The sequence below is a fragment of the Bacillus sp. BC08 genome (assembly GCF_054326875.1).
Map to the genome: position 1 here is coordinate 428270 of NZ_JBTGPA010000027.1, position 22294 is coordinate 450563.

The window sequence follows — 22294 nt, forward strand, 5'->3', positions numbered from 1 at the left end:
TTTAAACATCGCACTACAATCTGAATTTGTTCTAAGTCTTTAGTCCTAGAAAATAAAATGGTGAAAAAATCATATTAAGAATATAATTGTAAAAAGGAGGGGATTGCATGCGTACAAAATTACTATCAATCTTGTTTTTATTATTTCTCACAAGTTGTAGCCCACTTAAAAACAATGAGATTGCCATTGTTGAGCCATACAAATTAACAGAAGAGCAATCTTCTATTTTACAAATGACCCCTTTCCAAGAAGGAAACAGCATGTTTTATAGCGTTACACTTAAAAATGAAAAAGATGAAATACATGCTACGATTGATTATTATCAAAATGGTAAAAAAACAAACGAAATTGTGAATACAGCTACCTCACATTTTCCAAAAAAGAAAGTAAAGCTTTCTTTTTTACCACCTCAATCCCAACTCGATAAAGATATACAAGCGCAAAAACACTGGTATGTTAATATTGAAGGTAGTTCCATGCTCGTTCCTGAAGAAGCACCTCCAAGTATAAATAGCTCTTCATCTACTACTCTTCAATCTGCTATAAACTTAAAATATAATCAAAAAACGACTTTAGCGGCTATAATAAAAACGAATAAAGAAACGGTAAGAGTTCCAATGCTTGAGGAAAAAACCGCTATTGACCAACTATTACAAGAAAATGAACATGTTTATCTCTTTAGTATAGAACTAAAAAAAGCAAACTAAAGCGGAAATGCAATAGTATTGCATTTCCGCTTTAGTGTTTAATGAGGTGTACTTTTAAATAAATTAATTAATATCATCCTCAACTTCGATTCTTTTCTTCTCTCTTGCTATTTTTAAAAACTCTAAAAGTTCTGGGTTAGTATTCATTTTTTTGTACGCTACTGACATTTCTGCAACAAAATTAGAATCATATAACTCTTTATATACGACTTCTGTTTTATACAATTTATTCGCCGATACAGGTATTACTGTAATTCCAATTCCTGCCGCTACAAGTCCCATAACTGTTTGATATTCCGTTGCTTCTTGTACAATATGTGGACTAAACCCAACGTCACGGCAAAGTGATAAAATCGTATCGTATAACGCTGGCCATACGGGCCTTGTAATAAATACAAACGGTTCATCTCTTAAATCTTCAATATGTATTTCATCCTTTTCAGCGAGTGGATGTGCCTTCGGTAAACATAACGTACAAGAAAGCCTTTGAATTGGTTCTAACTCTAGCAATTGTGTTGGAATTGGTGGACGTAAAAAACCAATATCAATACGGTTATCGTGAAGTGCATACACCTGATCTGGTGTTGACAGTTCATGTAGTGCAACAGACACTCTCGGAAATTTCTTTCTATACTCCCTTACGATAGATGGTAAAATATCATATATCGCCGCACCTACAAAACCAATTGAAAGTGAGCCCACTTCTCCCCTTTGGGCACTTTGTGCAATCTCAACTGCTTTTTCAATTTGTTCGAACGCTTTTTTTACTTCTTTTAAAAACATTTCTCCAGCTTCTGTTAATTCAACCTTTCTCTTCGTTCTTGAAAATAACATAACTCCCATTTCTTTTTCTAATTGCTGAATTTGTTGACTAAGCGGTGGTTGTGTCATTTGTAAACGAGCAGCTGCTCGTCCAAAGTGTAACTCCTCTGCTACTACAACAAAATATTGCAAATGCCGTAATTCCATTTTGGACACCCTTTTCACTTTCGATTAATACATCTAATATATTAATAACATATAATTTATATATTAGACAAATTTTTTGAATGAACGTATAGTAGAAATTGTTAATTCTTTTTTACAATTTTTATGTAAAAAAAGAAAGAGGTGGTTACTGTATGAAATGGTGGAAATTAAGCGGACAAATTTTATTATTATTTTGTTTCGCTTGGACAGGTGAATGGATTGCAAAACAGGCACACCTCCCAGTTCCAGGTAGTATAATCGGTATTTTTTTATTATTAATCTCATTAAAATTTAACCTAGTGAAAAAAGAGTGGATACAGGACGGAGCAGACTTTTTATTAAAAGAACTTATTTTATTTTTTATTCCTTCTGCAGTCGCTGTCATACGCTACAAAGATACACTATCACAATATGGAATCGATCTCATTTTAATTATTATGATTAGTACTCTTTGCGTTACCTTAGTTACAGGACTCTTAACAGAATTGCTACTAAAGCGGAAAGGATCAACACAATGATCGGCTTTCTTTGTTTACTATTAACACTATTCACATATTGGATATCGAAGAAAATGTATCAACGCTGGAATTGGAGCTTACTTTCTCCCCTTCTCGTCTGTCCTATTATTTTAATTGCGTTATTACTCGGATTAGACACACCTTATGAAACATATGAAACAGGTGGTCAATGGTTAACAGAATTATTAAAGCCTGCGACAGTCGCTTTTGCATGGCCAATCTATAAATACTTTGACTTATTGAAAAAACATGGAATAGCTATCTTACTTAACGTCATTGTCGGTTCATTTTTATCAGTTATTACTTCCGCACTACTAGCAAATTTTTTTCAAATTGATTCATCGTTAGAACATAGTTTAGCACCTCATATTGTAACAACACCAATTGCAATGGCTATTTCAGAAATGATCGGTGGCATGTCACAATTAACGGCCGTATTTGTTGTTTTAACTGCGTTAACAGGGGCACTGCTCGGTCCTTCTCTCATACGCATATGTCGTATTAAAACAGCACTCGCAAAAGGCATCATGTTAGGCACGAGCGCAAATGGAACCGGTACATCAAAAGCATTCGAAATCGGTCCTGTAGAAGGAACGATTGCAAGTTTATCTATGCTTTTAACGGCGGGAGCTAGTTTAGTTATCGTTCCGCTTTTCTTATCGTGGATACATTAAAAAAGCAAGTGTTTAAACACTCGCTTTTTTATTTATATATGTATTTAAAATCTCATAATCCTCCGGGAAAGATAGCGTTAATTCATTCATTTCATCTATCCCCTTCCAATCAATTTCATGTATTAATTCATCTGGATCTTGGATTTTCATGCTACCGCCTATTTTTTTTACAAAGTAATAATGAACATACACTGGAATTCCGTATGTAATACCTTTTTTTTCGCATATTTTATTTACAACTTCCACATCGTAACCTGTTTCTTCCCAAACTTCTCGAATACAACATTCTTCTAGTGTTTCTCCCTTTTCAAGCCCGCCACTTGGGACAGACCACCTTTTTTCTTCACCCTTTTTCCCTTGCAACACCATTAAAACTTCATTTCTTTCATTTACACATACTGCTGCACAACCTACCCATCTTTCCATCTACATCCCTCCCCTACTACTATTCGTCTTCCTTTTTATTTTCCACTTGAAAAAAGAGGAAAATAATAAAACAATGACGAAAGATTACATCAACTTCATAGACAATCCCTACTTAGAAATTAAAAACGGAAGGATGAAAATATGATTTCTAAATATGTTGTGGAATGTGTCTTTTGTGAAGAAAATCGAAAACCGCGCCAAGCTATCGTAACCGTTCCTGCTACTACTCAGCTACTAGCCATTGAAAAAGTGCGTGCGGAATGTAAACGTCGTTTTGGAAAAACTTTATTATTGCAAACAGAAATTAAAGAAGAAATAGTTTTTGAACAAAAAGAAAGCTAACCATAGACTGGTCAGCTTTCTTATCCGATCATATTTTCACATGAAGATTAGGGGCATCCTCTTTAAGGATCGGGATTTTCCCATTATGTACGTTCCATAATGGTCATCGAACAATATATTTCTATGCAATTAATTATTGAATAGAATAGGGCAAAACTTGTTCGCATTTTTAGAAAAGGGATAGGGATATAATTCAAGTAGTACTTCGAATACTCGAACTTTACACTCATTATTTTAAAGCAAATCCTTTTATATGGGAAATATGAATTACCTACATAATTCATTCGTAAAACATATTAGTTTGCTATATTATTTTTATTCCATCCATAACATACATCCAGTGAAAACTAATGTCATCATCATTGAAAACTTCAAAAGCACCCTGAACGGATGCTTTCTTACTTGTCTAAATTGATACTATGTACTTAATCTTGATTAATCAAAATAACTGCAGGACCAGCGACTACTACTCCAGCTACTTCTATCTTTTCAAATTCCTTTACTGTAATAGATATAACCCCTTCTCTTTCCATCAATTCTTTACTCAGGACATCAGTCGGTATAGCTTTCACCGTCTTACCCCCTCTTCATTTATACAATGTGATAAAGTGAAAGTTTAATCAGTAAAGGTTTAGTCCACTCCGCACTGATTATAATCGGGCTTCCCGTTTATGCACGATAAAGTGAAACTTTAATCAGTGGGGGTTTTCTTCATCCCCCACTGATTATTAGCCCTCACCAATCGGACTTTAATGGGCAGTTAATCCCCCACCTAACTTCTTTGCTTTCGTTGAATTTTTAGGCGGGGGTCTTACTGCCCATTAAAGCGGGATAAAAAACAACCCAATGCATCTATATATATGCCTTACCTCCGCTTTCATTCCTTATTCACCCCAAAACCTCTTTCTCCCTTCCATAACGTATTGAAAAATAAAAAAGCACTCGCAAAAGCGAATGCTTCTTCATTATTTACTTTCAATTACTTTTAACATTCTATTAATAAATGCTGCCGATTCTCCACGTGTTGCAGAACCTTTCGGCATAAATTCATTATTTTCATTTCCTTTTACAATACCTAATCCATAAACACGTTGTACAGCTTGTTTATCATATGCTAAATCTTGATCCGAGAATGGTAATGGAACTAAGTTACCTTTAATTTTTTTATATTGCAGTGCACGGTCAATCATGATAACAGCTTCATCTCGTTTAATCGTATCATTTGGAGCAAATGTCCCATTTCCTCTACCACTTATGATCCCGGCTGTTGCTGCACGATTAATACCATCTATTAGCGATGGATGTGCTGTATTTAAATCATTAAAATTCGATGACCCTTCAGGTAACTGCAATGATCTTGAAATTAAATTCGCAAATTCACCACGTGTTACAAGACGCTCTGGCCAATAAGATCCTTTTCCATCCCCAACCATAATGTCGCGTTTATCTAATTCACGAATGTCTGCTTCGTACCAGCCACCTGTTATATCATCTTTATGGTTCGCATCATAATAAACTTTTGTTCCCTGCAAGAATGGTTCCCACGCATTATTTTTAATCATAATAGCCGGACAATTCTTTTGACTCCAAAATTGATGTTTCTTCACATTTTCTAAAGGAATATGTAATTCTCCCATTAAATAAGCTGTTAATTTACGAGCATTTTCAACAGCTTTATTATAATCACCATCTTCATTTACAGCAATTTCAATCGCAATGGATTCTCGATTCCCAGTTCCTTCCGCCCCATCTCCGGCATGCCAACCATTTTCATTTAATGGAAGATGTTGATAAATCTCTTTATCATCTACCGTAAAGTGCCAAGACGCTGAACGATCTTCCGTTCCTGTTGCCTGGTTATATAAATATATTGCATGGTTTCTAGCATTTGCCCCAACACTGTAATTATCTGTCTCATGAATCGTAATATACTTCGGCTTCATCGCATAACCAGGACGAATATTGTCATTTCCTTTTGGTACAATCATTTCTTTTAAAGTTACACCATAAATATCCGTTGTTTTCTCTTCTATTGGTGCAGCATACATAACCGCTGCACGTTTTGTACGTGCTGGTGTTGCCTCTTGAATAAGCGAAGCCTTTGTTCCTTCAAATTTTGCTGAAGGTGAATAAATCCATTTCATCTCATTATTTATTCTTACTTGGAACCATTCTCCCGCCTGTCCTATTACTTGAATAGTTTGTGGCTCCAATACATTTTCTTCTTTGTATGAAGTAAATGGTTCAGAGTATGAAGAGGTTTCTTCATTAATAACTAACTTTTCACTTGATAACGTATGAACTTCTTTAACCTCTACATTTCCCTTACTATTTTGTATCCATCCAGTTTCAGATGAAGTCCGAACATAGTAAGCGTTTCCTTTTCTCTTCTCAGCTTTTACGACTTGATTCGAAATATGAACCCCTGTCTCTTTTTGAAGATTACTAGAATCATATAAAGGTACTTCTTTCACTATATGTACAAGAAATTCACCTGGCACTTCATTTTGTACTCCTTTATCTTCTCCTCGACCATCTTCATCTTTCATATGGTTTTCAATACTTTTTAAAGCTTGTTCATCAGGTGAAACTGTCACAGTTTTTTCAAGCTCGCTAGCATAGGAATAATTTGGAATCGTTACCATACTAAATACAATCGATGCAGCTAAAACATTATAAAATCTTTTTTTCATCATAATACTTAACACGTCATAATTAAATTCGTGTTAAATTCCCCCCCTCAACTAAAATATAGATCATCTAGTAAACTATTAAACTACATAACCATTTACAATATAACAGACTCATTCCGATTCGTATAGATAGGAATGACTACTATTTGCCTACATTTACTATATTGGAATATAAAAAGAAGCTATAATATATAGCTTCCCTCTACATTTCTTTAACCTCTATGCACCTTATATTCCATAACCCTACCATCTCTATCAAATTGTAAAACAAGCTGTTCACTATCGATTGAAATAAAACCACGTTCATTTCCAAGATAGTACGAAGTGACAATCCCTTCTTCTCCATTTCTTGTTTCAGTAGGCGTTCCTAATAATTTTGTAATTTCTTCATTTGATTTCCCTGTTAATTTATATTTTCGCATTAGGTCATCTACCATATGTACCCGTTTTTCTTCAGCATGTAACCACCGATCTTGATTAAACTTTGAGGTGTATGTATTCATACTTAATTGTGCAGTGCACACTAATAATAGAATACATCCTACTATCATTACACCTAGCATTTTCTTCTTTTCTGTATTACGATTTACAGAAGTGTGTAAGACGAACTTTTGAATCACGACTAATATAGCAAATGGCATGACTACTACAAACATACTTTTTACACTTACTGACATATGAACCGAATCAATAACAAACATAAACGCAAGATACATTAGTATATACAAACAAACATAAACATACAAAATACCCCTTAATATAGCACTCAGAAAGCCCACCTCTTTTTAATTCATTTTATAATTCATCCGGTTAATGATTTCTCGAAGCTTTTCTAACTCTTGATCTGTATATATTACTTTCCCTGTTAAGATCTCATTTCTGAAGAACGTTACAATTTGCTCTCTATCTTTTAATCTCGGTGTTTTTTCTTCAGAAAGATCTAGCACTTCTTTCCCACTCTCATTATAAAAATATACAATCGGTTTTACGTTTTCCTTTACAATATCAACTTGGATTTCTTTCAAACAATTGTATAGAATATGAGCTAGTTTCTTCGCTCTATATACCGGATTTCCTTCATTTTTCACTTGTATCGTTAATGAATCTTCACCTGTTATGCATTCAAACGTTTCTTCTTTCTCTACTTCTTGTTGATACTTGCCAATTTCATCAATCATAAATGAATATATACTAGCATTTTCTTTCGTTAAGCCATGAATTAATTTCCCTGTCCATTCTTTCGTCTCAAGTAGATACATGCCCGTTTTACTTAAAACAAGATGATGAATTCGAAAATCATTTCCGCCGTGCTGATTTCTAATAAAAACATTCGGCATAATATGAAATTCATTATCTAGTATTATGCCTTGTTCTACGAAGCCTCGTTTCATATAATGTAATGTTTCGTGTGTATTCACTTCAGCTCCATTTTTCGTATACTCTCGCAAATTTGCAATTAATTGTTGAAACATATGTATTTCGTTACTATGCTTTTCTTGCACTTCACTACGTTCTTTACTGTGTTGCACAGCTAATTGATTTTTCATCATACGCATATTTTCAAGTTCTCTAGCTGCACTTATTTGTAAATCATTATATTTCTTCTGTTCCATACTTTTCAATGTATTTTGTTGTTCTTTATGCTCTGTAACCGTAGCTGCAATTTCATTTTCATACGTTTCAATTGCTTGTTTCTTTTCAAACTCTACTTGCTGACTCTCTGATTCTAACTGTTTATTTTTATAGAACAGCACGAATGCTACAGCTAATAATAATAAAATCACACCTATTAGCACATAATCCATATGTTTACTCCTTTATTCCATTTTTATTTATTTTTATAAACATCCATTATATTATACTATGCTTTCAATATACACTTTGTAAAAATTACATATTTTTAATGAAACGAGACTTTAATAAGCCATTTTTCCCCATGACCTACTGATCGTTTCAGGTTGCCCTCAAATAGCAGTATAAAAGGCATCTCAGGCGAGATACCTTTTACGTGCATTTTATTGTACACCATACTGAATATAACTTGGATCATAGTATATCCAGCCATTTCCACCTAAACCAAGCCATCCATCTTGCTTACACCATACCCTATAAGCCTCACCATGATGTAACTGTCTTATAACATTTCCAGTTAATGATGGAGCATCCCGCAGATTCACATTATCACCAGTAATAGTCGCCACATAATGTTTATACTGAATGTAACTTGGATCATAGTATATCCATTCGTTTCCACCTAAAGCAAGCCAGCTACCTTGTTCGCTCAAAACTTCATACGATTCTCCTCTATTTAGCTGGCGGATTACAGTAGATTGTAAAGATGGTCCACTCCGTAGATTTACATTATCGCCTTTAATTACAGCAACACCGTAAACTGCAGTAGCGGTACTAGGCGGGGAAACATTTCCACCACCATTTGTTCCATTTCCTTGCAAAGCTTCTAATGAAACCGCTGCTGATACGTCACAATTTCCTACTACACCTGAAATTTTACCAGAATCTGTGTATTGCCATGCTGTCCACTCTGTCCATCCACCAGCATCAGCAGGCGGCGTACTAGAATACTTAGAAATCCAAAGTGGAATATCACTTAACCCGTTAATTCCAAACTCATTAATATACCAAACTCCTGTATATAACATGACATCTTTTCCAGTAGCCTGTTTCACATAATTTATGAAACTTCTTGCCCAATTAGATATAGCAGTACCAGTTAAATTACTATTACTCGGATCTATCGGTGATTCTAAATCTAGAACTGGCATTAAGTCTGTCTGATTGCTTTGTAATATGTTCACAAAATGTTTCGCTTCTGAAATTGCATCATTTAGTTCTGGATGTGCAAAATGGTATGCACCGATTAATACATTCGCATTTCGCGCTGCTTGTACATTTTGAACCAAAGTAGGATCAAGATTATTCACACCTTCTGTCGCTTTTGCATACGCCGCTGAAATACCGGATCCTTTCACTGCATTCCAATCAATATTCCCTTCCCAATGAGACACATCGATAAACGTAATATTTGAACTAGATCTATCTTGCATATAAAAGCTCCTATCAATTTTTTCATTTCGTATACATACAATATGTACAACTTTATTAAAGGGTCACGACGTTTATACTATAGACATAAAAAGCAAACATATTTTATAAACAAAATAAAAAAGCCTTGTAATTACAAGGCTTTTTGTAAACTTCCTTTATTTTGTAGTAAATACATATTATAATACAACCCTTGTTCACTCAGTAATTCTTGATGTGTACCTCTTTCTACTATTTCTCCATCATGCATAACAAAGATTTGATCCGCATCTTGAATTGTAGATAATCTGTGTGCAATGGCTATCGTCGTTCTCCCTTTTCTCATTTGCTGTAATGCTGTTTGGATTGCATCTTCTGTTTCTGTATCAATATTAGCTGTTGCTTCATCTAATACTAGTACTTTCGGATTCGTTGCTATCGTTCTAGCGAAAGCAATTAATTGGCGTTGACCACTAGAAAATGCAGCTCCTCTTTCTACTACTTCCGTTTCATACTGCTCTGGTAATTTTTCAATAAACGTATTGGCTTGCACAAATTGTGCCGCTTCTTTTACTTCTTCATCCGTAATTTCTTCATTATACATACGAATATTTTGTTTTACATTTCCCGCAAATAAAAATGCATCTTGCAATACGAGTCCTATTTTCTTTCTAATTTCCTGCTCTTCAAATCCCTCTAAATCTACACCATCTATTACAATATTTCCGGACTTAATATTATAAAATCGCATTAACAAATTCATAATGGTACTTTTTCCGCTACCAGTGTGCCCAACGAAAGCAACCGTTTGCCCTTGTTTCACGTGAAAAGATACATTTTTTAAAACATCACGTTTTCCATCATACGAAAAAGTAACGTTTTTAAATTCAATTTCTCCATTAACAACTTGAGGATTTCCATCCCCTTTTTGAACTGGCGCTAAATCTTTCTCATCCATTAAATGAAATACACGTGAAGATGAAACAAGTGCCTGTTGGAAAAATGATAATTTCATCATCATCTCGTTTACAGGCTGGAAGAAACGATGTATATAGTTAACAAACGCATATAGAACTCCTACTTCAACAGGACTCTTCAGCGCATCAATTCCAAATAAACCAAGTACTAACGCAATTGCTATAATATGAACTAAATCCGTTGCCGGGCGTAAAAGTAATGCGTCTAACTTTAACGTCCGTCGCCCTGCACTATAATGTTTATTATTCACTTCTTCAAACTCTTTTCTCATACGCTTTTCTTGTCTGAACACTTGAACAATATTCATTCCTTGAATAGACTCATTTAACTTTGCATTTAACACGCTCAATTGATTACGTACTTCTAAATAAAAAGCTGCACTTTTCCGGCGATATAGCACCATAATTGCAAACATGATCGGAATTAATACGAGCGAAAATAGAGCTAGTTTTACATTTAATAAAAACATTGCTACTAAAATACCTATTAAAAAGACTACATTTTTGACAAATGTGGATAATACACTGACATAAAAATCTTTAATTGCTTCCGTATCATTCGTTATTCGCGATACGAGCGTACCAATCGGCGTACGATCAAAGAAACTTAATGACAACTTTTGAACATGATCATATACTTCAACACGCATATCTTGAACAATTTTAAAAGCGATATTTTGAAAATACAATAAGTCTAAATAAGTAAATAATACTTTTAATAAGTGTGCAATAAGATACACTACAAATAGAGTAACAAGTGCTGATTGATCAAAGTTACGTGGTACTAAATGTTCATCAAGAAATTGTTTAATTAAAAAAGGACCCATCATTTCAGTTACAGTTGCACCAACTAAAAAGATAAATGCTAAAGATAACAACCCTTTATATGGCTTCATATAAGAAAGCAATCTGCTTAAATCACTCTGCTTCTTCTCAGTCATCATACGCCTCCTTTCTCAACTAATGCTTCTAACTGCTGACTCTCATACATCTCTTTATACCAACCGTTTTCTTCCATTAATTGCTCATGTGTACCTCGTTGCACAATTCTACCTTCATCCACAACAAGTATAAGATTAGCATGTTGAATTGCACTTAAACGATGAGCTGTAATAATCGTCGTTTTCCCTGCTCTTTCCCTCTTTAATGCATTTAAAATCGTTTCTTCCGTTTTTGCATCTACCGCTGATAAACAATCATCTAAAATTAAAATTTCTGCATTCGTTAATAAAGCACGCGCAATAGAAATTCTCTGTTTTTGGCCTCCAGATAACGAAACGCCTCTTTCTCCTACTACTGTTTCATACCCTTCTGAAAATTGGAGAATATCATCATGAATACAAGCAATCTCTGCAGCGCGGGTAATATCATTATATGTAGCATCCGCCTTTCCGAAGGCAATATTCTCCCCAATACTTGCTGAAAATAAAAAATGATCTTGCGGCACGTATGAAATGGCAGAACGGACACCGTAAAGTGTTACATCGCGAATATCCCGCTCCCCAACTTTTAATTCACCATTAAAATGATCATACTCACGGATTAAGCATTTTAATAACGTCGTTTTCCCTGCACCTGTACGTCCGACAACTCCTAATGTTTCACCCTTCTTTAAATCAAAGTGAACATCTATTAGCTGTAACAATTCATTTTTCTTATATGAAAATGAATCAACCGCAAATGTAACATCACCGCTCGCTATTGTATGCACAGCATTTTCTCTGTTTACTACATCTGATTTTTGAGAGAGAATTTTTTCTACACGATCATACGAAGCACGCCCACGCTCCATAATATTAAACAACCACCCAAAGGCTAACATTGGCCAAACGAGGGTACCTAAATACGTTGTAAATGTAACGAGATCACCTACAGTTAATTCCCCTCTCACAACTAATACTGACCCGTAACATACTGCAATTAAAAAAGAAAATCCAACGATAAGTGAGATTGTCGGATCGAACAACGAATCAATACGTGCGACTAACATATTTTTATGTACAACATCTTCTGACTTTTTTCGGAATGCTTGTAAATCTTCTTTCTCTTGTCCAAGTGATCGAATTACCTTCATCCCACTCATACTCTCTTGCACTTTATCATTGATTTCCGAAAACGATTGCTGCGCTTTATGAAACCTTTTATGTAATAACGTTCCATAATAGTTTGTCGAAATCGCTACAATCGGCATTGGAATTAAGCTTAACAATGTTAACTTCCAACTAATTGTAAAACCCATCGCTACGAGTACACATCCCCCAACTGCTAATGAGTCAACCAGTGTTAAAACGCCCGATCCAGCAGTTTGTTGAATCGCCTGAATATCATTGGTCGCATGCGCCATCAAATCACCCGTACGACGTGATTGGTAAAAAGATGGGCTCATCTTCGTAAAATGTTCGTATAAATTCTTTCGTAATTGACGAGCTAGTTTTAACGAAGATCCAAAAATCATAATACGCCATAAATAACGTAATATGTACATAGTAATCCCTACAATTACTAACAAAATAACCCACTTCAACAACTTTTCAGATGTTAATGTTCCATTATTAATTTCATCTACTACCATACCTAGTACTTTCGGGGCTACAAGTTCAAGAAGCGCGACACCAAATAACATTATAATTCCGATTATGTACGCTCGTTTTTCTTGTTTAAAAAACCAAGCTAAATTAATAAATACCTTCATTTTTATCCTCCTCCCTTAAAATGAGCGATGTTTTCAGTTTACCAAAAATACAGAATTTTTAAAAGTTTTAAACGCTTTAAAAGTCCAATAGGAAAGGGCACTCTTATCGAGTGCCCTTTAGCGCTTATTTTGTTTGTTGCTTGCTCATTGCGCTCATCATTTGATTGATTTTCTTTTGGGAAGGTTTTTGTCCCATTTGCATCATCATCATTTTTAACATTTGTTCATTAATTGGTGGATTTTTTTCTAAGTAGTTCATCATGTATTTGCGGGCAATGAAAAATCCTAACGCCACGCCTGCTACTAGTGCTACTACGCCCACTAGAATACCTAACCAAATTGGCATATATTTTCCTCCTTCATGTTGTCTACCTTACAGTGTACTAAAACCTTTTCAATAAGACAAGATACAATTCGACATTTTTTACACATATGTTCGTACTTGTTTTAGAGGATTCAGCCATCCGTACTTTGTATTTTCATAATCCATTGCTAAAAATGTTAATTCACACTTCCTTAGCACCTCAAAGAAAGTCGTTTCCATAGAAACGTTTCCAGAGGTATTCATGCGAATATAGTGCGGTTTCACCATTATTTCACCGTATTCCGCTCCTGTATAAAGTGTATGTGTATGATGTGTTCGATCATATTTACCAAGAACGCGCAAAGCTTGTTCTAATTTATGGTGAATTTTCATTACTTGTAATGGCATCGTTATATACATCATTTGTTTATATAACACTTTTTTCTCCGAAAGGGACCCAGATTCTGAAAATCGAGCAAATAAATCAAAAAACAAATATTCACGACCAAAGTAAGCTTTCGCAATATCCTCTTGAATTAAATACAATTCATACGTTTTCATCTTTCGCCTCCCAATCTGGACAACCTTTTCCCTTCATTATATAGAAGAAATTTTGCAATGATTGTCTGACTGCGGAGAGATAAAAAACTTTTTCTGTCGAAAAAACTCATTTACATAGAAAAACCTCTCCATGCCGGAGAGATTTTTCTAAAATCATTAAAGCATTTCTTTTACTTTACGAACAACGTTCTCTACAGTAAATCCATACTCTTCCATAATCTTCTCACCAGGAGCAGAAGCACCGAATGTATCGATACCTAACACATCTCCGTCAAGACCTACGTAACGGTGCCATCCGAATGTAGCACCCATTTCGATTGCGAAACGTTTTGTTACTGCTTTTGGTAATACAGATTCTTTGTACTCAGCAGTTTGAGCTTCAAAGCGATCCATAGATGGCATGCTGACAACAGCTGCGTCAACGCCGTCTACTGCTAGAGCTTTTTGTGCTTCAACAGCTAGACTTACTTCAGATCCAGTTGCAAGTAAGATTACATCAGCTGTTTCTTTCTTGCTCGCAGAAACTACATATGCACCTTTTGCTACTTTTTCATACGTATCGTCTTTTGCACCTTCTAATGTTGGAAGGTCTTGACGAGTTAATACTAAAGCAGTTGGCTTGTTTGTAGATTCTAGAGCTAGTCTCCAAGCTGCAACAGATTCGTTACCATCAGCTGGACGAATAACAGATACATTTGGCATTGCACGTAGCGCTGCTAATTGCTCGATTGGCTCATGTGTTGGACCATCTTCACCAACAGCGATACTGTCGTGTGTGAATACATACGTTACTGGCAATTGCATTAATGCTGCAAGACGAATTGCTGGACGTAAGTAGTCAGAGAATACGAAGAACGTACCACCGTAAGTTTTTAAACCGCCATGTAATGCAATACCGTTCATTGCTGCACCCATTGCGAACTCACGTACACCGTACCAAATGTTTTTTCCGCTGTAATCATCTCTTGTAAAGTCTTTTTCGTTATTCATGTATGTTTTGTTAGAACCAGCAAGGTCAGCAGATCCACCGAAGAATGATGGTACAGACTCTGCAATTGCATTAATTACAGCACCTGAAGAATTACGAGTTGCTGCTTTTGATCCTAATTCATAAATTGGTAAGTTTTGCTCCCAACCTTCTGGAAGAAGACCATTCATTGCCGCTTGTAATTCGTTTGCTAATTCTGGGTATGCTTGTGCATATTCACCTAGCATAGTGTTCCACGCTGCTTGCGCAGTTTCACCAACATCTTGTACAGTTTTACGGAAGTTGTCATATACTTCTTCTGCTACATGGAAGTCTTGCTCAGCAGTCCAAGCATATGCTTCTTTCGTTAATTTTGTTTCGTCTACACCAAGTGGAGAACCATGTGAAGCTGATTTTCCTGATTTGTTTGGAGAACCGAAACCAATTGTCGTTCTTACTTCAATTAGCGTTGGGCGTTTTTCGTCAGCTTTCGCTTCTTCAATTGCTTTCGCGATAGCTTCAATATCGTTTCCATCCTCAACACGGATTACTTGCCATCCGTATGCTTTGTAACGATCTTCTACACTTTCAGAGAATGAACGATTTAAATCGCCATCTAATGAAATATCATTTGAATCGTAAAGCACAACAAGACGACCTAATTGTAAATGAGCAGCTAATGAAGATGCTTCAGCAGAAACGCCTTCCATTAAATCTCCATCACCACAAATAGCGTATGTATGATGATCTACTACATTATACGCATCACGGTTATATTTAGCCGCTAAATGTCTTTCAGCCATTGCCATACCTACAGCAGTTGCAATACCTTGTCCAAGTGGACCAGTAGTTGCGTCTACACCTGCTGTATGACCGTACTCAGGATGTCCTGGAGTTTTGCTTCCCCATTGACGGAAGTTCTTTAAGTCATCCATTGTTAGATCATAACCAGATAGGTGAAGTAGGCTGTATAATAACATTGAACCATGACCTGCAGATAATACGAAACGATCACGGTTAAACCACGTTGGGTTATTTGGATTGTGTTTCATAAATTGAGTCCATAATGTATAAGCCATTGGTGCTGCACCCATTGGCATTCCTGGGTGACCAGAGTTTGCTTTTTCAATCGCATCGATGGATAATGTGCGAATCGTGTTGATAGAAAGTTGTTCGATTGAATGTGACATGCTATTCTTCCCTTCGCTTATATTAGTAAACGTTTTATACATTTATATGATAGCTTCCCACGCAAGATTATACAACATGTATCGACAAATATGTTGATATTTTTTTGGTTTTTTATAAAAAAATCAAGGTTTTCAGGAATGTATGGGTATTCAATATGACATACTTTTTCATTGTTTTTATTTTAAAAAGAAAGGGAATTATCTGTATATTTATTCACCATTTTCAAATTCCATAATGCAAAATATATCCTTCCCCATTTTTCACTCTGCGAAGCAAATAAATAAACGACTGTAAATCTTGGCATAATTTATCTCGATCAAATACGTATCTTTCATATTCTCCATCCGTATTCTTATCATTTTCCCATTGAAACTGTCCTGTTAATTCGATTGTTTTTAGCGCTAAAGAAAACATGCTAACTAGCGAACAAAATAACTGTTCTGCTATCACTGCACCTTGCTGTTCTATTTTCGTAATACCATAATAGTGAATTCCAAATCCTTCTGCTCTTTTCGCTGGATAATAGGTCGGAATCCAATGGGTAAAATCTAATAGGTATACGATTAGCTCATCACTTAATACAACACACTCATCTATCGTTGCCTCTTCTTTATATAGAAAACAAAGTTCAATCCAATCTATACCTATGAAATCCAACCCTTTTTTTTCATTCGAAACAAATACAAACTCGTGCTGTAAAGCCAAATCATCCCCCCTATTGTTCACATTTATTATTCCCATTATGTAAAAAAGTACCTTTTATAGGTACTTAAAATAAATTATACAATTTTCTTCCTTATCGAACTTGAAATAAAATCAATGATAATTACCATTAAAATAATACCCAATAAAATAACCCCCACACGAGACCAATTGCGTGAACTCAGTGCAAAAATTAGAGGCGTACCGATCCCACCTGCTCCAATAACACCTAAAATAGCAGCGGATCGTACATTAATTTCGAACCTGTATAACGTATACGATAGAAAATCCGGTAATACTTGTGGGAATACTGCATACCAAAGTATTTGGAAGCGATTCGCGCCTGTTGCTATTAACGCTTCCGTCGGTCCCTTATCTATATTTTCAATTCCTTCTGAATATAATTTCCCTAACATTCCGATAGAGTGTAATCCTAAAGCTAGAACTCCGGCAAAAGAGCCTGGTCCAACAGCTTTTATAAATAAAAGTGCCATAACTAATTCCGGAAATGTACGAACAAAACTAAGTACAAATTTCCCAGTTCCTGAAGTTAATTTTCCACTGCTCATATTCGTTGCTGCCCAAAAAGCGAATGGAACAGATAAAAAGGCAGAAATAAATGTACCTAATATCGCAATTGCCAACGTATCAATCAAACCATGTAATAAATCTTCACCATCTGGCAAAGATACATACGACCAATCTGGATTCAATACACCTGTCATAATTGCTTTTGTAATTTCTCCTGCCGTATCCTTTATTCCCTCTAACGGGACTCCTGAAAAAGCCCATACATAAACAAATGCAAGTGCTATAAAAATAAACCAGCGATATACACTCGTTTTCTTTGGTTTTGGTACGATTAACGTCGTTTTACTCATTATAATTTCTCCCGCAACAATGTACTTACATAATCAATTAACAATACAACAACAAGGGTATAGATAATAATAGATGCAGTTTGTTGATATTGTAAAAACCCAAGTGTACGGTCATAATATAATCCAATACCGCCTGCCCCTACTAAACCTAAAACAGCTGCTGCACGTACGTTCACCTCAAATGTATAAAGAACATAGGAAACAAAATGTGCTTTCACTTGCGGAATTACCCCATACACAATCCATTGCACTTTATTTGCTCCTACTGCTGTCATCGCTTCTAATGGACCTGGATCAATCGATTCAATTGACTCATACAACAATTTCGCCACGAGTCCAATTGAGAAAAAAGTAAGAGCCAAAATACCTGGAAGTGGTCCTATTCCAAAAATAGCTACGAAAATCGCCGCTAATAATAAATCTGGTATCGTTCGGATAAAATTTAAAACCAATCGAGCTGGACCGTACAAAAATGTACTAGTAAACACATTACTTGCCGCAAATAGTGCCAGTGGAATAGCTAAAATCACTCCTAAAGTCGTCCCAATAATCGCCATACGTATTGTATCTAACATCGCTGTTGTAATAACTTGAAAATAACTCCAATCTGGTGGCACCATCTCTTTTAACAAATCAATCATATTAGGAAAACCAACTACTAGTTTTGAAAATGATGCGTCGACCTGTATACTACTTCCCCACAACAGCAAAATGACTAAAATAGCCGTTAACATATGTTTCAACTTACTCGGTGGCTTCTGTATCGATTCCGAATATATCGTCACGTCATTCATTTAACAGCCACCTCTAATAATTCACTTTTCTGCGCTACATCTCCATAAATTTCAGCAAATTTTTCATCCGTTGCCTCTTCTACTGAACCATCAAAAACAATTTCGCCTGCATGTAATCCAATAATGCGTGTCGCATATTGCCTAGCTAAATCAATAGAATGTAAGTTTACAATTGTTGTAATTCCAAAATCTTCATTAATTTTTTTCAAATCATCTAATACTTGCTTTGTTGTTAGCGGATCTAACGACGCAACAGGTTCATCTGCCAATATGATTTTCGCTTCTTGCGCTAACGCCCGTGCAATCGATACACGTTGCTGTTGTCCTCCTGATAATTCATCAGCTCGCGCATATGCTTTTTCTAAAATATTCACCCTTTTTAACGACTGAAAGGCAAGCTCCAAATCTTCTTTTGGAAATAGACCTAACGTTGTACGTAAAGTCGAATGATACCCAACACGCCCAGCTAATACATTTTTCAATACCGTTGATCGCTTTACAAGGTTAAAACTTTGAAAAATCATACCAATATCTCGGCGCATGCGGCGTAATCCTTTTCCTTTTGCAGCAGTTATAGATTCACCTTCAATCATGATGTCGCCTTCTGTAATCTCATGAAGACGGTTTACAGATCTTAGAAGTGTAGACTTTCCAGCCCCAGACAGCCCCACCATTACAACAAACTCACCTTTTTGAATGTTCAAGTTTATATTATTCAATCCTTTTGTACCATTCGGATACACTTTGGAGACATTTCGAAACTCTATCACACATCTTACCTACCTTCTATGTATTCAAAACGGCAAACTAACTGAAAACAAACCCTCCTTCCAGTTAGCTGCCATTTCCATATGTATTATTGCGTTTTTACTTTTTTTCCATATTCACGAACGATATCAAATTTACTATCATCAGATTTAACATATCCTTCATGTGAATATACTTCTTTAATGATTTTGTGACCTTCCTCATTCTTTCCTATTTCAATGAAAGCATCCTGTAATTTCTTACTCCACTCTTCATCTAAATCAGAGCGTACCGAAATCGTATCGTTTGGAATTTTCTCTGTAAATTTCACTATTTTTGTTTGATCGAATATATTCGGATAATCTTTTTTCACAATATTACGAGCATCTTGGAATACAACAGCTGCATCTACATCACCATTTAAAAGAGCAATAAGCGACTGATCGTGACCTTTTAATGTAACAGGTTTCACATCCTTTAACGGATCAACACCCTCTTTTAACAATACAGCCGCAGGCCATACATATCCCGCTGATGACGTTACATCTTGATAACCAATTTTTTTACCTTTTAAATCTTTTACACTATTAATATTTGAATCTTTCTTAACTACAAACTCAGATTTATAAAAGTCTACTAAATCCTTTGTAGGAGCTCCGGTTTCATCATCTACCCCAAAACGTTGTGCTTGTAAAATTACGTTTGCAGCCTTTTTCTCATGTGCTAGTACATATGCTGTTGGAGGTAAAAAGCCTACATCTACTTGCTTAGATGCCATTGCTTCTACAATTGTATTGTAATTCGTTGAAATACTAACTTTTACCGGGATATTTAATTTATCACTTAATAGCTTTTCCAATGGTTTTGCCTTCGCCTCTAACGTATCTGCATTTTGAGAAGGAACAAATTGAACATTTAAAGTCTTCGGTACATAACCTTTTTTCGTATCTGCATTTTTACTTGCACTAGATTCCTTCGTTCCACAGCCACTTAATAATCCCGCCGCCAGTACAACTGTCGTGCTCATTGCAAAAACTTTTTTCAACATATTAAAGCCTCCATTTTTATTGTTATAAATTTCCTTCCGTAAACATGAAGAAATATATCACACATTTTTATTAATAATTGCTTATTTACAGAATCTTTACACATTCTATACATTCTCATTAAAATTCTCTTCATATATTTGATATGCTTAACTAGTAGATAACAATAGAAAAGGTGAATGATATTGACTCAAAATCAAATAGTAAGTTTAAACATCTTATTAACAAGTGATATACACGGTACTGTTTATCCAATTCACTACCAAGATAACTCCAAAGCCGAAATTGGTTTAGCTAAAATTGCTACTCTTATAAAAAAAGAACGTTCCCAAAACAGAAACGTTCTTTTAATTGATAACGGTGACTTCATACAAGGAACACCCTTTACTTATCATTACGCTACATATGCAAAAGATAAGAAAAATCCAATGTCCTTATTAGCGAACTATTTACGTTATGATGCTGCAGTTATCGGGAATCATGAATTTAATTATGGAATGGACGTATTAAATCATGCTATTTCTACTGCGAACTTCCCGTATCTATCAGCAAATATTTTAGATACAAACAGAAAAGAACCTTATTTCGGGAAACCATATATAATAAAACATATTGAATCAAATATAAAAATTGCTATTTTAGGGGTAACAACGCATTACATTCCTAATTGGGAACAACCTCATCACATTCAAGATCTACAATTTGAAGATGCACTGGAAACAACAAAAAAATGGGTTTCTTACATTCGCGAACAAGAGCAACCAGATTTACTAGTCGTAGCGTATCATGGAGGATTTGAACGCGATTTACAAACCGGGGTACCGACTGAAGTTTTAACAGGTGAAAACCAAGGTTATGCAATGTGCTATGAAATTGAAGGCATAGATATTTTACTAACAGGCCACCAACACCGGGAAATCGCTCACACCGTAATAAATGGTGTAACAGTTTTACAGACTGGATGCAATGGACACTCCGTCGGAAAAATAACAGTAACATTCGAGAAAACAGAACAAAAATGGGTAAGAAAAGAGAGTTATTCACAATTATTGCCCGTGCGAGGAATTGCAGCGGACCAACATATGCTTTCCTTGGTTACCGATTATGAAGAGAAAACACAAAATTGGCTCGATCAACCTATTGGACTAATCTATGGAGATATGCAAATTTCAGACGCTATGCAAACTCGTTTGCAAGACCATCCTTTTATTGAATTCATAAATAAGATACAGATGGATATAGCTAATGTTTCTATTTCTTGTACAAGCTTATTCCATAATACTTCTCTAGGTTTCCCTGATCATGTAACAATGCGTGACATCGTTTCTAATTATATTTATCCAAATACATTAAAAGTAATTAGAATAACTGGAGCAGATATAAAAAATGCCCTTGAACTCTCTGCTTCTTATTTCACATTACATGCAGATGGAACTATCATCGTAAACCCTACCTTCATAGAACCAAAGCCACAACACTATAATTACGATATGTGGGAAGGGATTTCGTACGTATTAAACATTTCCAAACCTATTGGCGAGAGAGTAGAATCTTTACAGTATAAAGGCACTCCTCTTAATATGGATGAAGAATATGACGTCGTTATGAATAATTATCGCGCAAGCGGCGGAGGAAACTTCTTTATGTTTCAAAATAAGCCCGTAATAAAAGACATACCAACAGATATGTCTGAACTTATCGCTAACTATATATTGAAGCACAAAAAGATAGAGGCAACAGTCAATAATAACTGGAAAGTTATTAAATAACGGATATAATAAATAAAAAAGATGGGCTTCGCCCATCTTTTAGTTTAATTTTGCATTATCTTGCTTTTTTAAAGCTTTTAATTTCGCCGGTGTAACATCAGTACCTTCTTCGTTAACAACTTTAATTCCTTTAAGTTCGTTTAACATATTTTGACGAAATCCTTTTAAATATTGTTCACGTAGCGATTGGCGCTCACGTTGTTCTTCTTCAGTTAAGCCTTCAGCTTTTGCTTTTTTCGCTAAGAAGTTAATGCGTTCAATGAGTTCGTGACTTTGCATCTCGAATCCCCCT

The 22294-nt window shown here is 35.4% G+C and carries 23 protein-coding genes; 5 read left to right on the forward strand and 18 right to left on the reverse strand.

Annotated features, from left to right (window positions below; genetic code table 11):
• Positions 1-107: 107 nt before the first annotated feature.
• The gene (locus ACXVYO_RS08395) at positions 108-707 is read left to right on the forward strand and encodes a histidine kinase (RefSeq protein WP_458466653.1); all 600 of its coding nucleotides are present in this window, start codon (positions 108-110) and stop codon (positions 705-707) included.
• Between the two features lie 63 nt (positions 708-770).
• Here ACXVYO_RS08395 and alsR read toward each other — a convergent pair whose 3' ends face one another.
• A complete protein-coding gene (gene alsR / locus ACXVYO_RS08400) occupies positions 771-1676 on the reverse strand; it encodes an acetoin biosynthesis transcriptional regulator AlsR (protein WP_458466654.1) in 906 nt (301 codons plus the stop codon).
• Positions 1677-1828: 152 nt separating this feature from the next.
• Between alsR and ACXVYO_RS08405 the strand changes: the two genes are divergently transcribed.
• Together ACXVYO_RS08405 and ACXVYO_RS08410 are read left to right on the forward strand one after the other, a co-directional pair.
• Positions 1829-2194 (forward strand): CidA/LrgA family holin-like protein, encoded by a 366-nt coding sequence (locus ACXVYO_RS08405; RefSeq protein ID WP_000872363.1) that lies wholly within the window; start codon positions 1829-1831, stop codon positions 2192-2194.
• Positions 2191-2868: an LrgB family protein gene (locus ACXVYO_RS08410; RefSeq protein ID WP_458466655.1), complete on the forward strand. Its 678-nt coding sequence runs from the start codon at positions 2191-2193 to the stop codon at positions 2866-2868. The genes ACXVYO_RS08405 and ACXVYO_RS08410 overlap by 4 nt, the downstream gene beginning before the upstream one ends.
• A 12-nt stretch (positions 2869-2880) precedes the next feature.
• Here the strand turns inward: ACXVYO_RS08410 and ACXVYO_RS08415 are convergent, their stop codons facing one another.
• A complete protein-coding gene (locus ACXVYO_RS08415) occupies positions 2881-3294 on the reverse strand; it encodes an NUDIX hydrolase (RefSeq protein WP_458466656.1) in 414 nt (137 codons plus the stop codon).
• Positions 3295-3435: 141 nt separating this feature from the next.
• Here ACXVYO_RS08415 and ACXVYO_RS08420 point away from each other — a divergent pair, with 141 nt between their 5' ends.
• On the forward strand, positions 3436-3636 hold the full coding sequence (locus ACXVYO_RS08420) for a DUF3903 domain-containing protein (protein ID WP_073515957.1): 201 nt from the start codon (positions 3436-3438) through the stop codon (positions 3634-3636).
• 425 nt (positions 3637-4061) lie between these two features.
• Here ACXVYO_RS08420 and ACXVYO_RS08425 read toward each other — a convergent pair whose 3' ends face one another.
• From ACXVYO_RS08425 to ACXVYO_RS08495, 15 genes are all read right to left on the reverse strand, one after another.
• Positions 4062-4208, reverse strand: a complete 147-nt coding sequence (locus ACXVYO_RS08425; RefSeq protein WP_000644411.1) for a BC1881 family protein — start codon at positions 4206-4208, stop codon at positions 4062-4064.
• Positions 4209-4601: 393 nt separating this feature from the next.
• A complete protein-coding gene (locus ACXVYO_RS08430) occupies positions 4602-6329 on the reverse strand; it encodes an S-layer homology domain-containing protein (protein ID WP_458466714.1) in 1728 nt (575 codons plus the stop codon).
• A gap of 212 nt (positions 6330-6541) precedes the next feature.
• The gene (locus ACXVYO_RS08435) at positions 6542-7108 is read right to left on the reverse strand and encodes a hypothetical protein (RefSeq protein ID WP_458466657.1); all 567 of its coding nucleotides are present in this window, start codon (positions 7106-7108) and stop codon (positions 6542-6544) included.
• Positions 7109-7114: 6 nt separating this feature from the next.
• Positions 7115-8134, reverse strand: coding sequence for a nuclease-related domain-containing protein (locus ACXVYO_RS08440; protein ID WP_458466658.1), 1020 nt, complete (start codon positions 8132-8134; stop codon positions 7115-7117).
• A 210-nt stretch (positions 8135-8344) separates the two neighbouring features.
• The gene (locus ACXVYO_RS08445; RefSeq protein ID WP_458466659.1) at positions 8345-9394 is read right to left on the reverse strand and encodes a GH25 family lysozyme; all 1050 of its coding nucleotides are present in this window, start codon (positions 9392-9394) and stop codon (positions 8345-8347) included.
• Between the two features lie 131 nt (positions 9395-9525).
• Complete coding sequence (locus tag ACXVYO_RS08450; RefSeq protein WP_458466660.1) at positions 9526-11289, reverse strand: ABC transporter ATP-binding protein; 1764 nt, start codon at positions 11287-11289, stop codon at positions 9526-9528.
• On the reverse strand, positions 11289-13040 hold the full coding sequence (locus ACXVYO_RS08455) for an ABC transporter ATP-binding protein (protein WP_458466661.1): 1752 nt from the start codon (positions 13038-13040) through the stop codon (positions 11289-11291). Before ACXVYO_RS08455 ends, ACXVYO_RS08450 begins: the two co-directional genes overlap by 1 nt.
• A 124-nt stretch (positions 13041-13164) precedes the next feature.
• The gene (locus ACXVYO_RS08460; RefSeq protein ID WP_001123316.1) at positions 13165-13386 is read right to left on the reverse strand and encodes a YneF family protein; all 222 of its coding nucleotides are present in this window, start codon (positions 13384-13386) and stop codon (positions 13165-13167) included.
• A gap of 78 nt (positions 13387-13464) precedes the next feature.
• Positions 13465-13905, reverse strand: a complete 441-nt coding sequence (gene sirA, locus ACXVYO_RS08465) for a sporulation inhibitor of replication protein SirA (protein WP_000860645.1) — start codon at positions 13903-13905, stop codon at positions 13465-13467.
• Between the two features lie 156 nt (positions 13906-14061).
• Entirely contained in the window at positions 14062-16062 is a 2001-nt protein-coding gene (tkt, locus tag ACXVYO_RS08470; RefSeq protein WP_458466662.1) for a transketolase, read from the reverse strand.
• Positions 16063-16285: 223 nt separating this feature from the next.
• Positions 16286-16768, reverse strand: coding sequence for a coproporphyrinogen III oxidase (locus tag ACXVYO_RS08475; protein WP_458466663.1), 483 nt, complete (start codon positions 16766-16768; stop codon positions 16286-16288).
• Between the two features lie 74 nt (positions 16769-16842).
• Positions 16843-17646, reverse strand: a complete 804-nt coding sequence (gene phnE / locus ACXVYO_RS08480; RefSeq protein WP_458466664.1) for a phosphonate ABC transporter, permease protein PhnE — start codon at positions 17644-17646, stop codon at positions 16843-16845.
• Complete coding sequence (gene phnE, locus ACXVYO_RS08485; protein ID WP_458466665.1) at positions 17646-18440, reverse strand: phosphonate ABC transporter, permease protein PhnE; 795 nt, start codon at positions 18438-18440, stop codon at positions 17646-17648. Before phnE (ACXVYO_RS08485) ends, phnE (ACXVYO_RS08480) begins: the two co-directional genes overlap by 1 nt.
• Positions 18437-19210 carry a phosphonate ABC transporter ATP-binding protein gene (phnC, locus tag ACXVYO_RS08490; protein ID WP_458466666.1) on the reverse strand — a complete coding sequence of 258 codons (774 nt, stop codon included), beginning with the start codon at positions 19208-19210 and terminating at the stop codon, positions 18437-18439. Before phnC ends, phnE (ACXVYO_RS08485) begins: the two co-directional genes overlap by 4 nt.
• Before the next feature lie 86 nt (positions 19211-19296).
• Positions 19297-20235, reverse strand: a complete 939-nt coding sequence (locus ACXVYO_RS08495; protein ID WP_000915049.1) for a phosphate/phosphite/phosphonate ABC transporter substrate-binding protein — start codon at positions 20233-20235, stop codon at positions 19297-19299.
• 183 nt (positions 20236-20418) lie between these two features.
• Here ACXVYO_RS08495 and ACXVYO_RS08500 point away from each other — a divergent pair, with 183 nt between their 5' ends.
• Positions 20419-22002 carry a bifunctional metallophosphatase/5'-nucleotidase gene (locus ACXVYO_RS08500; RefSeq protein WP_458466667.1) on the forward strand — a complete coding sequence of 528 codons (1584 nt, stop codon included), beginning with the start codon at positions 20419-20421 and terminating at the stop codon, positions 22000-22002.
• Positions 22003-22041: 39 nt separating this feature from the next.
• Here the strand turns inward: ACXVYO_RS08500 and ACXVYO_RS08505 are convergent, their stop codons facing one another.
• Entirely contained in the window at positions 22042-22281 is a 240-nt protein-coding gene (locus tag ACXVYO_RS08505; protein ID WP_001190582.1) for a DUF896 domain-containing protein, read from the reverse strand.
• Positions 22282-22294 lie beyond the last annotated feature (13 nt).